This window comes from Streptomyces sp. NPDC056883, assembly GCF_042788835.1.
Taxonomy (GTDB): domain Bacteria; phylum Actinomycetota; class Actinomycetes; order Streptomycetales; family Streptomycetaceae; genus Streptomyces; species Streptomyces stoeckheimensis.
Genome location: NZ_JBHUBS010000001.1, coordinates 509,660 through 522,726, shown reverse-complemented (window position 1 = coordinate 522,726; position 13,067 = coordinate 509,660). Strand labels below are relative to the sequence as shown.

14 protein-coding genes and 1 pseudogene are annotated in these 13,067 nt (G+C 72.8%); 7 read left to right on the top strand and 8 right to left on the bottom strand.

What is annotated here, in order from left to right; genetic code table 11:
- The first annotated feature begins 52 nt into the window (after window positions 1–52).
- From ACFRU2_RS02505 to ACFRU2_RS02490, 4 genes are all read left to right on the top strand, one after another.
- Window positions 53–1,267: a serine hydrolase domain-containing protein gene (locus tag ACFRU2_RS02505; RefSeq protein ID WP_382967814.1), complete on the top strand. Its 1,215-nt coding sequence runs from the start codon at window positions 53–55 to the stop codon at window positions 1,265–1,267.
- A gap of 116 nt (window positions 1,268–1,383) precedes the next feature.
- Complete coding sequence (locus ACFRU2_RS02500; RefSeq protein WP_382966739.1) at window positions 1,384–2,184, top strand: NPP1 family protein; 801 nt, start codon at window positions 1,384–1,386, stop codon at window positions 2,182–2,184.
- 196 nt (window positions 2,185–2,380) lie between these two features.
- Entirely contained in the window at window positions 2,381–2,962 is a 582-nt protein-coding gene (locus ACFRU2_RS02495) for an HPP family protein (RefSeq protein WP_382966738.1), read from the top strand.
- Window positions 2,963–3,062: 100 nt separating this feature from the next.
- Window positions 3,063–3,248, top strand: a complete 186-nt coding sequence (locus tag ACFRU2_RS02490) for a DUF6381 family protein (RefSeq protein ID WP_284717145.1) — start codon at window positions 3,063–3,065, stop codon at window positions 3,246–3,248.
- A gap of 53 nt (window positions 3,249–3,301) precedes the next feature.
- On the opposite strand, the gene ACFRU2_RS02485 is transcribed toward ACFRU2_RS02490, so the two are convergent.
- The 3 genes from ACFRU2_RS02485 to ACFRU2_RS02475 all read right to left on the bottom strand — a co-directional run bounded on the left by ACFRU2_RS02485 (window position 3,302) and on the right by ACFRU2_RS02475 (window position 5,329).
- Window positions 3,302–3,652, bottom strand: a complete 351-nt coding sequence (locus ACFRU2_RS02485) for a hypothetical protein (protein ID WP_243332017.1) — start codon at window positions 3,650–3,652, stop codon at window positions 3,302–3,304.
- 133 nt (window positions 3,653–3,785) lie between these two features.
- On the bottom strand, window positions 3,786–3,965 hold the full coding sequence (locus ACFRU2_RS02480) for a contact-dependent growth inhibition system immunity protein (RefSeq protein ID WP_382966735.1): 180 nt from the start codon (window positions 3,963–3,965) through the stop codon (window positions 3,786–3,788).
- Between the two features lie 170 nt (window positions 3,966–4,135).
- Window positions 4,136–5,329: a cytochrome P450 gene (locus tag ACFRU2_RS02475; protein WP_382966733.1), complete on the bottom strand. Its 1,194-nt coding sequence runs from the start codon at window positions 5,327–5,329 to the stop codon at window positions 4,136–4,138.
- A gap of 115 nt (window positions 5,330–5,444) precedes the next feature.
- Between ACFRU2_RS02475 and ACFRU2_RS02470 the strand changes: the two genes are divergently transcribed.
- Window positions 5,445–6,152 carry a dienelactone hydrolase family protein gene (locus ACFRU2_RS02470; RefSeq protein WP_382966731.1) on the top strand — a complete coding sequence of 236 codons (708 nt, stop codon included), beginning with the start codon at window positions 5,445–5,447 and terminating at the stop codon, window positions 6,150–6,152.
- Window positions 6,153–6,191: 39 nt separating this feature from the next.
- Here the strand turns inward: ACFRU2_RS02470 and ACFRU2_RS02465 are convergent, their stop codons facing one another.
- A complete protein-coding gene (locus tag ACFRU2_RS02465; protein ID WP_382966729.1) occupies window positions 6,192–7,943 on the bottom strand; it encodes an Ig-like domain-containing protein in 1,752 nt (583 codons plus the stop codon).
- A 47-nt stretch (window positions 7,944–7,990) separates the two neighbouring features.
- Window positions 7,991–9,070, bottom strand: a complete 1,080-nt coding sequence (locus ACFRU2_RS02460; RefSeq protein ID WP_382966727.1) for a hypothetical protein — start codon at window positions 9,068–9,070, stop codon at window positions 7,991–7,993.
- A 258-nt stretch (window positions 9,071–9,328) separates the two neighbouring features.
- On the opposite strand from ACFRU2_RS02460, the pseudogene alc reads away from it, so the two are divergent.
- Window positions 9,329–10,414, top strand: a pseudogene (alc, locus tag ACFRU2_RS02455) (allantoicase); the annotation flags it as partial.
- Window positions 10,415–10,432: 18 nt separating this feature from the next.
- Here alc and ACFRU2_RS02450 read toward each other — a convergent pair.
- Window positions 10,433–10,843, bottom strand: coding sequence for an organic hydroperoxide resistance protein (locus ACFRU2_RS02450; RefSeq protein ID WP_382967812.1), 411 nt, complete (start codon window positions 10,841–10,843; stop codon window positions 10,433–10,435).
- 127 nt (window positions 10,844–10,970) lie between these two features.
- On the opposite strand from ACFRU2_RS02450, the gene ACFRU2_RS02445 reads away from it, so the two are divergent.
- On the top strand, window positions 10,971–11,444 hold the full coding sequence (locus tag ACFRU2_RS02445) for a MarR family winged helix-turn-helix transcriptional regulator (protein WP_382966725.1): 474 nt from the start codon (window positions 10,971–10,973) through the stop codon (window positions 11,442–11,444).
- Here the strand turns inward: ACFRU2_RS02445 and ACFRU2_RS02440 are convergent.
- Together ACFRU2_RS02440 and ACFRU2_RS02435 are read right to left on the bottom strand one after the other, a co-directional pair.
- Window positions 11,407–12,099, bottom strand: a complete 693-nt coding sequence (locus ACFRU2_RS02440) for a cytochrome b/b6 domain-containing protein (RefSeq protein ID WP_382966723.1) — start codon at window positions 12,097–12,099, stop codon at window positions 11,407–11,409. The genes ACFRU2_RS02445 and ACFRU2_RS02440 overlap by 38 nt on opposite strands.
- Window positions 12,083–12,748, bottom strand: a complete 666-nt coding sequence (locus ACFRU2_RS02435) for a molybdopterin-dependent oxidoreductase (RefSeq protein ID WP_382967810.1) — start codon at window positions 12,746–12,748, stop codon at window positions 12,083–12,085. Before ACFRU2_RS02435 ends, ACFRU2_RS02440 begins: the two co-directional genes overlap by 17 nt.
- Window positions 12,749–13,067: the final 319 nt, after the last annotated feature.

Sequence of the window (13,067 nt, the reverse complement as noted above, 5' to 3'; positions counted from 1 at the left end):
GTCAACCCTGTCTCCCTTCACCCGCTCGCGGCGCCTGGCCGTCGGCGCCGCCCTGCTCGCCGTCGTGGCCGGCGGTACGCTGCCCGCCACCGCCGCCCACGCGGCGGCCGCGCCCGGCTCCGCCGCGCAGGCTCCCGTCCAGCCGACCGCCGCGCCCGATCTGGAGGCGCTGACGCAGGCGTTGCGCAATACGACGGCGGCCGGTGCCCCCGGGGCGATGGCCCGCTTCACCGGTCCGGACGGGGTCCGGACCCGGGTGGAGGGCGTACGGGACCGGGAGACGGGCGCGGCGATGGACACGCGGGCCCGCTTCCGGATCGGCAGCGTCACCAAGACGTTCTCCTCGGTCGTCCTCCTCCAGCTGGTGGACGAAGGGAAGATCGAGCTCGACCGGCCGGTCAACGCGTACCTCCCGGGCCTGCTGCCCGACGACCGGATCACGGTGCGCCACCTGCTCACCCACCGGAGCGGTCTGGCGGACTACACGAACGCGATGTTCGAGCACACCGTGCCCGGCTTCGAGGCGGTCCGGAACAAGGTGTTCACGTACCAGGAACTCGTCGGCCTCTCGCTCGCCGAGCCGAGGACCACCGAGCCCGGGGTGGCGTACAAGTACTCGAACACCAACTTCGTCGTGGTGGGGATGCTGATCGAGAAGGCCACCGGGAAGCCGGTGGCCAAGGAGTACGAGCGGCGCATCATCAAGCCCCTCAAGCTGAAGAACACCTCCTACGTGCACCCCGGCACGACCATCAAGGGTCTGCACGCCAACGGCTACCTGCACCCGGACGAGGCCGGTGCCCCGCTGGTCGACTCCACCGAACAGACCGTCTCCTGGGCGCAGTCCGCGGGCGCGATGATCTCCAGCGCGGCCGACCTCAGCACCTTCATGTCCTCCCTGCTCGGCGGGAAGCTGCTGCGCCCGGCCACGCTGGACGCCATGCTCACCGTGACCCCGACCGACGCCACGAACACCCGGTTCTACGGGCTGGGCCTGCGCCGGTACGACCTCTCCTGCGGTGCGCAGGTCTACGGGCACACGGGCACCGTGCAGGGCTTCTACACCTACGCGTTCACCACCCGGGACGGCAAGCGCTCCCTCTCCGCCATGGCGAACACCTCCAACCGGGGCCAGGCCAACACCGCCCTCGGCGGCACGCTGGAGGCCGCGTTCTGCGGTAAGGCACCGGTCACCCAGAAGGCCACTGCGCGCGGGTTCGCGTTCGCCCCGGCCGCGGCGGAGGCCGACCTCCCCGAGAACCGCTGACGTCGATTCCCGGACACGGGCCCGCTCCCACCCCTTGGCGTGGGAGCGGGCACCGGGAAAGCTGAACTCCGCATTTCCGCACGGGTGTTGCCCGTGTGACCGATGAGGAGGACACGATGGCCGACGCACCGCCCGTGAAGCGTTCCCGCAGGGGGCCGGGCCGGCGGGCCCGCAGGATGCTCGCCGCCGCGGCGGGGGCCGCGACCCTGGTCCTCGCGGTCCCCGGGGTCGCGTACGCGGCTCCGCCCCCGGCCCTGCCCGCCAATGCGGACGGGCTGGAACAGAGCTTCCAGCCGGCCTACGACTACGACCGCGACGGCTGCTACTCCAGCCCCGCCATCGGTCCCGACGGCACCATCAACGGGGGCCTGAAGATGGGCGGCGACGTCAACGGCCAATGCCGTGACCTCTCCGACCTGAACAACACCAACGGCTACTCCCGCGCGAAGTGCAACAACGACTGGTGCGCCGTCATGTACGCCCTCTACTTCGAGAAGGACCAGGTCTCGCTCGGCCCCGGCAGCGCCGGGCACCGGCACGACTGGGAGCACGTCGTGGTGTGGATCCAGAACAACCAGGTCGCCTACGTCTCCACTTCGGAGCACGGGAACTTCAAGGTCCACGCCGCCTCGCAGATCCGCTTCGACGGCACCCATCCGAAGATCGTCTACCACAAGGACGGCATCAGCACGCACTGCTTCCGTGCCGCGAACTCCAACGACGAGCCGCCGGAGAACCACAAGGGTACCTGGCAGTACCCCACGCTGGTCGGCTGGAACGGCTACCCCGCCGGGCTGCGCGACAAGCTGAGCCAGGCGGATTTCGGCAGCGCCCTGCTCGGCATCAAGGACGGTCAGTTCAACGGCCACCTGGCCAAGGCCAAACCGGCCGGGATCCCCTTCGACCCCAACGCGTGACGGCCGACCCCATCGCGTGACGGTCGTAGGACGTGACGGCCGTAACGCGTGACGGCCGTCACCGCCGCCGGACCCGCGGGCCGGCGCCGGAAGGGGGCCGGATAGGGTCGTTGCGGGAACGCGCCGCACCGCTGCCCCCACTCCGCCCCTGCCCGGCCGACCGCCCGACGGCCGCCCTGCCCGGAAACCTGCCTCGATGAGTACCGCGCTCCACCCCGCCTCACCCGGCGACTCCCCCGGATCCCCGGGTTCACCCGGGGTCGCCGCCCCCGAACCGCCCCGCCGCCGGAGGATCGGCGGCCGGGCCCCGGCCCGGCCCACGGCCGCCGCCGCGATCCACAGCATCAGCGCCGCCACGGCGGTCCTGCTGTGGCTCGTGGCGATCGGAGCCATGATCCACGAGCCGATCCTCATCCCGCCGCTGGCCGCCAGTGCCGCCCTCGTGCACAGCGCGCCCACGCTGCCGCTCGCGCAGCCCCGCGGGGTGATCATCGGCCACATGGTCGGGGCGGCCGTCGGCTACGGCGTGCTGGCCGCGGCCGGAAGCAGCGCCTGGGGGGCCGCCGTGGCCGCCGGTGTCACGCTGGCGCTGGTCATGGCCGCGCGCACCCCGCATTCACCCGCCTGCGCCACCGCCGTGGTGGTCGTGCTCCAGGCCCCGGTGGCGGCCCGGTTCGTCCCGTTGCTGTTCGGATCGACCGTCCTGATCGTCCTGACCGGGTACGCGGCCTCCCGCGTGCGCCGCAAGGCTCCGAGCTACCCCGCGTACTGGTGGTGACCGTACGTCGCCCGCCTGCGGTCGTTCGAGATGCGCTCCGGGCGTACTGCTGGTTCGCTGAAAGCCGCCCGGCGTCCCCCCACAGCGCCCAGGAGTGATCATGAGTGCAGGCGAGTCCCACGGCCGGTCCCGGCAGCTGCGCGACAAGGCGCAGGAACTCGACGAGGCCGCCACCCGCTCGACCGACCCGGACGAGAGCCGGCGACTGCGGGACAAGGCGCGCCGCCTGCGCGAGCAGAGCGAGCAGGAGCGCGTCATCGACGACCCGGGCATGGACCTGCGGTAGCCCCGGCAGGCCGGGCCCCGGCTGAAGACCTACGGGCCTACGGCCTTACGGACCTACGGGGCCACGGCCGCCGCGGGGGCCTCGTCGAGCTCCCACGCGTGGCGCTTGAACTCGCGGACGAAGTCGGCGTGGTCCTCCCACTGGCGGGCGATGCCGCGCAGCACGTCCCAGTGGTGCTCCACCGCTTGGTCGATGACCCGGCGGACCGCCGGCTCGGCCGTCTCCCGCTGCTCGATGAGGCCCTTGGCCACCGAGGCCTCCAGCGCCGCGTTGCGCAGGGCGCGCAGGGCGCGGGAGGTGTCGTCCATCCCGAAGCCGTTCTCGCTGCCCGTCTCCTCGGCGAAGAGCGGGGTGAGCCGCGCCTCGATGAAGGCGGTGATCCGCTCGAAGTGGCGTACGTCCATCGGGGCTCCATCTCGGGTCGCTGCACTGTCCGGCGCGAACCGGGCCCGCACCGGCGATCATTATCCCGCAGCCGGCCACCCACTCCGCTCCGGGGTGCGGGCACCAACCCTGGACGAGCGGTACCGCTCCCGGTCAGGTGTACTGCGCCCGGGGCCCCGCCAGGTGTTCGGACACGACGGCCAGCCAGGCGCCCGGCGTGTACGGGGCCGGCGGGTCGACCTCCATGCCCAGCTCGGCCACGCCGACTGCGTAGTCGACCTCCTCCAGGCCGAGGGCGAGCAGCTCGCGCACCTCGCCGACGAGCCGCGCCACGAGGCGACCTCGGACGTGATCGCCGCGGTGGCCGGCAGTGCGTCGGGCCGGGAGCTCGCGAACGGCGGGTTCGGCCGGGACGTGGACATCGCGACCGAGCTGGATGGCTGCGAGTCCGTTCCGGTCCTCCGGGGCGGGGCGTTCTCACGACCCTCTGACCCCGGACGGGGCTACCAGCGGAGCGGGAGGCGGCTGACGCCGTGCATCAGGCTGCCCGGGAGCCAGGCCGGCGGGCCGGCCTCCGGGTCCTCGGCCAGGTCGGGGAAGCGCTCGAGCAGGGAGCGGATGGCGATGCGGCCCTCCATGCGCGCCAGCGGGGCGCCGATGCAGAAGTGGAGTCCGTGGCCGAAGGCCAGGTGGCCCTGCGGGGCGCGGCCGATGTCGAACGCCCCGGGGTCCGCGAAACGGGCGGGGTCGCGGTCGGCGCCGGCCAGGGAGACGAACACGGTGGCCCCGGCCGGGATGACGGTGCCGCCCACGTCGAGGGGTTCGCGGGCGTAGCGGTAGGTGGTGTGCTGCACGGGGCCGTCGTAGCGGAGCATCTCCTCGACCGCTCCGTCGATCAGCCCGTCCAAATCACCGCGCAGAGCAGCCAGTTGGTCGGGGTGAGCGAGCAGGGCCCGTACGCCGTTGGAGATGAGGTTGACGGTGGTCTCGTGGCCCGCGACGAGCAGCAGGAAGGCCATCCCGATGACCTCGTCGGAGGACAGGGAATCGCCGTCCTCGTCGCTGGTGCGGATCAGCGCGCTCAGCAGGTCCTCGCCGGGCTCCTTCGACTTGTCCCCGATGAGCTGCACGAGGTAGGCACCCATCTCCCGGTTCGCGGTGCTGTTCGCGTCGGCCGAGGTCGGGGAGACGATCTCGTTGGACCAGGACCGGAACCTGGCCCGGTCCAGGTCGGGCACGCCGAGCAGCTCGCAGATGACGGTCATCGGGAGCGGGAACGCCAGCGCGTCGATCAGGTCGCCGCCGCGCTCCGGCCGGGCGGCCATCGCGTCGAGCAGCCCGTCGGTGATCTCCTGGATGCGCGCGCGCATGCCCTCCATCCGGCGCGCGGTGAACTCCCTCGAGACCAGGCGCCGCAGCCGGGTGTGGTGGGGCGGGTCGGATTCCAGCATGTTGGAGTTCACGGCGCTGAGCTGGGCGTCCGGGAAGTTGCCCGAGGAGCGCCAGTCCTTGGACAGGGCCGGGTGGTTGAGCACGCGGCGCGCTTCCTCGTGCCCGACGATCATCCAGCTCGGTTCGACCTCGCCGGGGGCGAGGATGATGCGGTGGACGGGCCCCGCCGCACGCATCCTCTCGTAGAACGCATACGGGTCGGCATCGAACTCTTGCGCGCTGGCGCTGATGTCCACTACTGGCATCGGACCACGATACGCCCCGAGTTGGGGACCGGTGGGGGCGGTTTCCGGACACTCCGGGGCAAGAGCCCGATCACGGTAGTCTGCGGCCTTCGCCATACGAAAGAGGGGGACGGCCATGACCACCGCAAGCGAGGTAGTCCGGACGACGGTTGAGGTCGTCACTCGGGACGGCACCGCCGATGCCTACCTGGCCCGGCCCGACGGCGCAGGACCGTACCCCGGGGTGCTGCTGTACGTGAACGCCCTCGGGATCCGTCCGCACATCAAGTCGGTGGCGGACCGGATCGCGGCGGCCGGCTACGTCGTCCTGATGCCCAACCTCTTCTACCGCCACGGGCGCGCACCGGTGTTCGAACTTCCGGAGTTCGTGGACTTCGGGCGGCAGCCGGAGCTCTTCGACCGGGTCGGGCCGGTCCTCGAGTCGCTGACCGCCGAGCTGGCGATGCGCGACGCCGAGGCCTATCTGGAGCGGCTCGCGGGCCTTCCGGAGGTCGCCGCCGGGCCGGTGGCGATCACGGGGTACTGCCTGGGCGCCCGGCTGGCCCTGCTCACGGCGGGGACGTACCCGCAGCGGGTGGCGGCCGCGGCCGGTTTCCACGGCGGGTTCCTGGCCACGGACGCGGCGGACAGCCCGCACCTGGTGGCGGACCGGGTCACCGCCGAGCTGTACTTCGGCCACGCCGACCAGGACCCGACGCTGCCGGCCGAGGAGATCGACCGGCTGGCGAAGGCCCTTTCGGCGGCGGGCGTCCGCCACCGGGCCGAGGTGTACGAGGGCGCGGCGCTACGGGCCTGCGTTGCTACGGGGCTGCGTTGCTACTGAGCTGCGCTGCCGCACGGCTACGGAGCCACCCGGCTCCGGTCACGCGCACTGGCCGGACCGGGGTCCGGCGACGGTGGTTCCGGTGACGCGCGGTGCCGGGTCGTTGGCCTCGCAGCGCAGCGGTCCGGTGATCCGGCCGTCCGTGAACTCGACGCCTCCGGTGTTGGCTTCCAGGGTGACCGGACCGTTGATCGCGTTGCCGGCGCAGTCGGGGGCCGCCCCCGCGTCGGCGGCGGAGCCGATCACCACGGAACCGCTGGTGTGGCGTACGCCGACCGGGCCGGTCAGCGTGGATCCGCAGAGGGACACGGCGAGCGCCCCGTCGGCGGAGAACGGACCGGTGACGCTGCCGTCCGATACGGACAGCGCGCCGCCGGGCCGGACGGTGAGCGGACCGCTCTGGCTTCCGCCGGAGGCGATGCAGAGCGATTCCCCGGCCGCCACGGTCAGCGGTCCGCGGTGGTCGGTCGTGATGCAGGGCCGGCTGAATCCGACGGTGATGTCGGTCGGTTCACCGGTGGAGCTGCCCGTGTGGTCGGCGTCCGGGGCGTACGAGGCGCTGATCCGGTGGGTGCCCGGGCGCAGTGCGCTCGTGCTGAAGCGGGCCCGTCCCCCGTCGAGCGCGACGGTGGCGAGCGGGGTGGTCCCCTCGGAGAAGGTGACGCTGCCGCCCGGGGCTGCGGCCGGGTTCTCGGAGCCCGTCACGGTCGCGGTCAGGGCGACGGCGTGCCCGAACAGCGGGGTGGCGGTGTCCGTGATGAGGGTGGTCGACGTCCCGTAGCGGAAGGAGACGACGGCCTTGCCGTCCCCGTGCTGGACGCCCGACTCCAGGAAGGCCTCGGAGACACCGGCTTCGGCCGGGGCCGCGTAGCCGCTGCCGCCACCGCCGCCCGCTCCGTAGAGGTTGCCGGGGTTGCCGCCGCCGGAGCCGCCGCCACCGCCGCGCCAGCCGCCGCCACCGCCTCCGCCGCCGTTGCCGCCGCGGCCGCCGTTGCCACCGGTGCCACCGGAGCCGGGGTTGAGCTGGCCGGTGTGCTGGTCGATGTCGCTGCCGTTGCCTCCCCCGGCGCCGATCGGGTTGGTCCGGGTGCCGGTGCCGTGCTGGGTCTGGGTTCCGCCGGTGCCCCCGGCGCCGGATCCCTCCGGGCCGCCGCCCTGGCCGCCGTCCTCGCCGGCGGGCCCGCCGCCGTTGCCGCCGCTCAGCAGGGGGCCGCCGTTGCCGGCGCCCCCGCCGGCGCCGGCCACCAGGATCCGCTCGGTCGGGCCGAAGCCGCCGGTGCGCAGGTCGGTGGCACCGCCGCCGGAACCGCCGCCGCCGTGCGCGCCGCCGCCACCGGTGCCGTGGCCGAAGCCGCCGGGCCGGGCGTACTCGCCGTGCCGGGAGGTGCCGGAGCTGCCGACGCCTCCCCGGGTGATCTGGACGGCCTGGCCGGGGGTCACGGCGAGGACCGCGTGGGTCCGGCCGCCGAGGCCGCCGGGTGCGCCCTCGTTCGGCGGGTTCGGGGAGACGAAGCCGGCGGCGCTGCCGCCTTCGGCTCCGTACAGGTCGACGGTGAGGGCACCGACCCCGGCGGGCACGGTGAAGACGTCCGTGCCCGCGGTGGCGTACGTACAGGTGGGCGGCGAGCTGGTGAAGACGCCCGCCGGGCCGCAGGGGCCGGACGGCGCGGCCGCCGGGTCGGCGGCCGCGGTGAGGGGTGCCACCAGGGCGGCGAGGAGGCCGGCCGCGCCGAGGACCAGTGCGGTCCGGGAGGCGGGGCGGGAGCCGGGGGCAGATCTGTGTGAAGTCATGGTCCTGATCGGGGTGGTGGTGGAGGGACGGGGGTCGGCCATACCGCTCAGACGCCGTCGTCGGCGCACAGCGCCCAGGCGTCGGTGTAGGTGTTGGGGGAGCTTCCGCCGCCCGTGTGGGTGGAGGCCGTCCAGTAGGAGGCCGTGGTGGTCCCGTCACCGACCGGGGTGCCGCCGGAGTTGCTGGGGTAGCTGCCGTTGAGGTGGTCGCCCGGCGAGCCCGGTCCGGTGAACGCCGTGGTCGTCACGCTGCCGCCGCTGATGGCCGCGCCACCGCTGATCAGCTTGCCGTCGTTGCCGCCGCAGCCGACGGTCGCGGTCTGGCCCGACGTGGCCGCGGTCGGGCCGCTGACCTCGCTGTGGCGCACCTTGACCGTGGCGCCGCTGACGTTGATGTTGTTGCCGCTGCAGATCGCGTAGGCGTAGGTCGTGTTGCCGGTGCCGCCGCCACCACCGTTCCAGCCGACGGCGCTCCAGGAGTCGGGGTTCGACTCGCCGTCGGCCGCCGCCTTCTGGCCGTAGGCGTGTCCGGCGTCGTTGAAGGTGGGGAAGGAGGCGATCGGCTTCAGGCTGCCGACGTCGGCCGGGGTGATCCGGGCCCCGCCGCCGAGCAGGCGGGTGTTGGCCGGGCAGGTGGCGGTGACGAGGCCCACCGTGGAGGCCGCGGTGGGGCCGGCGACCTTGTTCATCACCACCTGGGTGTGGTTGATCAGGGTGCTGGTGAAGCACACCGCGTAAGGGGTGCTGGAGAACGAGGCGTTGACCGCGCCCCCGCTGCCGCCGATGCCGAGCCAGTGCGTCACGTCGGTGCCGACGACACCTGTGGACCCGATGTACTCGGTGGTGCCGTCGGGGCTCGGCGAGGTGCCGTTCACCTTGTTGCCGTTGGACGACGTCCCGGTGCCGATGGCCTGGTTGATCCCGCCGCCGGATATGAGCCCCGAGGAGCAGTCCGCGTGGGTGGAGATCTCGGCGAAGGTCGCTGCGGGTCCGGAGGTGGCCCCCGGAGTCTTCACCGTCACGCCGACGGTGTTGGCGTAGGCCGATCCCGGCACCAGAAGGGCCAGGAGGGTGCCGATGACCAGTGACTTTCCTGCGACGGCGCGCCGCAGAACTGTCTTTGGCATGTAATTTTCTCCCTCATCCAGAGTTGCGCATGCGGACTGTAACAGTCCTTTTCGCGCGCATCTACAGCGAGAACGAGCTGTCTCACCTAGCAGATAAGGGGTTTGATCCGGCCGGTCCATCCGCCTGCACCTTTCAGCTCTCCTGAAAGGAATGATCGAAAACAATCGATGGACCTGAGCAGTCCCGGGGAGCGAGAGTCGGGACATCCCCCCAAGCCCCAACTCCCTTTCTCCACAACGGAAAGCAGGCTTCCTCGCATGCAGCTCCCGACCACCACCGACTTCGCCGCCGCGCCCTACGTGTCGGGCGACCCGTACGCCGACTACCGGGGCGGCACCTTCGACTTCTCCCACCTGACCGACCTCGCCGACCGGAGGCTCGGCGCGGGGGTCGTCGCCGCCAACGACGAGTTCTTCGCCGAGCGGGAGAACCTCCTGCTGCGCACTCCGGCCGTCTTCGACGTGCACGACTACGGCAACAAGGGGAAGGTGATGGACGGTTGGGAGACCCGGCGGCGGCGCGGGGCGGGCGCGGACGAGCCGTTCCCGACGGACGCCGATCACGACTGGGCGCTGATCCGCCTCGGCTCCCCCGGCATCATCCGCGGGATCGTCGTCGACACCGCACACTTCCGGGGCAACCACCCGCAGCAGATCAGCGTGTGGGCGGCCGCCTTCGAAGGGACGCCCTCGACGGCCGAACTCCTCGGCCGGACGGACGCCTGGGAGGAGATCGTCCCCCGCACTCCGGTGTACGGCCACGCCGCGAACGGGTTCGCGGTCGGGTCCGGGCGCCGCTGGACGCACCTGCGGATCAACCAGCACCCCGACGGGGGCATCGCGCGCCTGCGGGTCCACGGCGAGGTGCTGCCCGACCCCGCATGGCTGGCGCTGCTCGGCACGGTGGACGTGGCCTGCGTGGTCAACGGCGGGGTCGTGGAGGAGGCCTCGGACGGCTTCTACTCCTCCCCCGGGAACACGATCATGCCGGGGCTGTCGCAGAAGCAGGACGACGGCTGGGAGACGCGCCGGCGTCGCGACAAGGGGAACGACTGGATCGAGTACCGGCTGGCCGGGCAGTGCGAGATCCGTGCGGTGGAGGTGGACACCGCGAACTTGAAGGGGAACGCGGCCGGCTGGGTGTCGCTGTCCGTCAAGGACGGCGTGGACGGCGCATGGACGCAGGTCCTCCCGCGCACCCGGCTGGAGCCCGACAGCCCGCACCGGCTGCCGCTCGCCGCGCCGGTCCTGGCCACGCACGCCCGGATCGACGTCTACCCGGACGGCGGATTCGCCCGCCTGCGGCTTCACGGCCGCCTCACGGACGCAGGAGCCGCCGCCCTGAAGAACTGGACTACTGGACTACTCGACCACGAGCTCCACGGGGATGTTGCCGCGGGTGGCCCGGGAGTAGGGGCAGACCTCGTGCGCCTGCTTGACCAGCAGGGTGCCCGTCTCGCCCATCAGGGCCTCGGGGAGTTCCACGCGCAGGACGACGGCCAGCCCGAAGCCCGCGCCGTCCTTGCCGATGGAGACCTCCGAGGTCACCGAGATCTCGCTGGTGTCGACCTTGGCCTGGCGGCCGACCAGCCCGAGGGCGCTGGCGAAGCAGGCGGCGTACCCGGCCGCGAAGAGCTGCTCGGGGTTGGTGCCCTGGCCGTTCCCGCCGAGGGCCGGCGGCATGGCCAGCGCCAGGTCGATCTGGCCGTCGGAGCTGACGGCGCGGCCTTCGCGGCCGTTGGCGGTGGCGACAGCGGTGTAGATCGCGTCCATCTCGGGGGTTCCTCTCAAGGGGCGGAGGCGGGGCCGCCGTCCGGTGACCTCGCTCCATCAATATGGCACACAATTCAGTTGTGCACAATTTAGTTGCCGACACGACACCCCGGGTACACTGGCCCCCATGACCGAGCAATCGACCGACGCCCTCCCCGACCAGGACTTCCTGCGCCTCGACGGCCAGATCTGCTTCGCGCTCGGCGCGGCGAACCGGGCCTTCGGCGGGCTCTACCGGGTCGTCCTGAAGGACCTCGGGCTCACCTACCCCCAGTACCTGGTGATGCTGGTGCTGTGGCAGCACGGGGAGCTGCCGGTCAAACAGCTCGGACAGCACCTGCGGCTCGATTCGGGCACGCTCTCCCCCCTCCTCAAGCGGCTGGAAGCGACCGGCCTGATCGTGCGCGAGCGCAGCGCCGCCGACGAACGGTCCGTGCACGTACGCCCCACCGAGGCCGGTACGGCCCTGCGCGCGCGAGCCGTCGAGGTGCCCCGGCGCATCGCGGCCGCGACCGGCTTCGAACTCTCCGAGATCAAGGACCTTCAGGACCGCCTGCGGCGGCTCACCGCCGCCCTCGACGCGGCGGTTCCGCCGGAGTAGGGCGTACGGCCCGTGCGGCGGAGGATCCGTGCGGGCGCCACAGGGGGTGCTCGCGCCGGGCCCAGTCGGCGGCCACCGAGCCCGTGCGCATGCCGCGCCGGGCCTCGGGATCGCCGACGGCCATCATGACGTGGCCCACGACGCCCACGCCCATCGCGAGGGCCAGCCAGTCGTGGACGAAGGTGGCCCCGGTCCGCCAGGGCAGCGGGGCCAGGTCGGTGAACCACATCAGCAGACCGGTGCCGAGCATCACGAGGGCGGCCCCGGCGCTCCAGCTCGCGTAGAGCTTCTGCCCGGCGTTGAACTTGCCCGCCGGGCGCGCGCCCGGCCGGTGGTCGCGGCGCAGGGCGGAGCGCAGCCAGGTGCGGTCGTGCGGGCCGAAGCGGTTCAGCCGGCGCAGGTCCCCGCGGAAGGCGCGGGAGCCGAGCCCCAGCAGGAAGGGGGCCGGGATCAGCAGTCCGGACCATTCGTGGACGGTGACCACGAGGTGGCGGCGGCCGACGAGTTCGGCGAGGGGCGGCAGGTAGAGGCAGGCCGCGCTCGCCAGGCACACGCCCGTCAGGGTGGCGGTGGCCAGGTGGACCAGCCGTACGGCGGGGCCGAACCGGCCCACGCGGGCGGGATGCTCGGCCGGGGGTTCAGACGGTCGGGGCATCGTCGCGTCCGTTCGACTTGCCGACCCAGGCGTCGACGTCGTAGCCGAGTTCCTCCCAGTAGCCGGGCCGGACCTCCGGGGTGAGCGTGATGCCCGACAGCCATTTCGCCGACTTGTAGAAGTACATGGGGGCCACGTAGAGGCGGACCGGGCCTCCGTGCGCATGGCTCAGCGGCTTGTCCTGCATGTTCAGGGCCACCATGACGTCCTCGCGGCGGGCCTGCGGGAGCGTGAGGCTCTCGGTGTAGGTGCCGTCGAAGCAGGTGAACCGGATCGCGCGGGCCTCGGGGCGCACCCCGGCCGCGTCCAGCAGCCGGAAGAGCGGGACTCCCTCGAAGGGGGTCTCGGGGACCCGCCAGCCCGTCACGCACTGGACGTCGCGGACGATCCGGGTCTGCGGCAGGGCGCGCAGCGCGTCGAGGGTGTACGTGGCCGGGCGCTCGACCAGGCCGTCGACGGTCAGCCGGTAGTCGGCCGGGCCGCGTTCGGGGACCGAGGAGGCGACCGAGTAGTACCGGAACCCGCCGCCGCCCGGCAGCAGCCCGGTCAGCCCGGTGGGGTCCTTGCTCGCGGCCGCGCCCAGCACGGCGTCGAGCCCCGACTGGAGCTTCGGCGCGAGGGCCAAACCGAGGGCGCCGAGTCCCACCATGCCGAGGACCAGCCGCCGCCCCACGGGGACACCGCGGCCGTCGGGGTCGGGGTCGGGAACGAGGTCGGGGTCGAGGTCCGGGTCCGGGCCTGGCTGCTGGTCTGTGCTCACGTGGTGATTCGACCACCCGCGACACCCCGGCGGCCAGGGCCCGCGCCCACCCGTCAGACTTCCGTAAGACGCACGCGCACGCGCGCGCCAGTGCCCGTACAGCCGTACGGGCGGTCCCCCCCCCCGCGGGAACGGACGGACCACCGGGGACCCACCCCCCCCCCCTCCCCCTTGGCACGTTCTCGCGCCTTACAAACTTTCCACGCTC

Bases quoted from the DNA above. Each gene is read 5' to 3' on its own strand.
- ACFRU2_RS02470 (WP_382966731.1), top strand. From the start codon at position 5,445: ATGACCACCGCAAGCGAGGTAGTCCGGACGACGGTTGAGGTCGTCACT.
- ACFRU2_RS02475 (WP_382966733.1), bottom strand. From the start codon at position 5,329: ATGCCAGTAGTGGACATCAGCGCCAGCGCGCAAGAGTTCGATGCCGAC.
- ACFRU2_RS02460 (WP_382966727.1), bottom strand. From the start codon at position 9,070: ATGCCAAAGACAGTTCTGCGGCGCGCCGTCGCAGGAAAGTCACTGGTC.
- ACFRU2_RS02450 (WP_382967812.1), bottom strand. From the start codon at position 10,843: ATGGACGCGATCTACACCGCTGTCGCCACCGCCAACGGCCGCGAAGGC.
- ACFRU2_RS02490 (WP_284717145.1), top strand. From the start codon at position 3,063: ATGAGTGCAGGCGAGTCCCACGGCCGGTCCCGGCAGCTGCGCGACAAG.
- ACFRU2_RS02435 (WP_382967810.1), bottom strand. From the start codon at position 12,748: ATGGTGGGACTCGGCGCCCTCGGTTTGGCCCTCGCGCCGAAGCTCCAG.
- ACFRU2_RS02445 (WP_382966725.1), top strand. From the start codon at position 10,971: ATGACCGAGCAATCGACCGACGCCCTCCCCGACCAGGACTTCCTGCGC.
- ACFRU2_RS02495 (WP_382966738.1), top strand. From the start codon at position 2,381: ATGAGTACCGCGCTCCACCCCGCCTCACCCGGCGACTCCCCCGGATCC.
- ACFRU2_RS02500 (WP_382966739.1), top strand. From the start codon at position 1,384: ATGGCCGACGCACCGCCCGTGAAGCGTTCCCGCAGGGGGCCGGGCCGG.
- ACFRU2_RS02440 (WP_382966723.1), bottom strand. From the start codon at position 12,099: ATGCCCCGACCGTCTGAACCCCCGGCCGAGCATCCCGCCCGCGTGGGC.
- ACFRU2_RS02485 (WP_243332017.1), bottom strand. From the start codon at position 3,652: ATGGACGTACGCCACTTCGAGCGGATCACCGCCTTCATCGAGGCGCGG.
- ACFRU2_RS02465 (WP_382966729.1), bottom strand. From the start codon at position 7,943: ATGACTTCACACAGATCTGCCCCCGGCTCCCGCCCCGCCTCCCGGACC.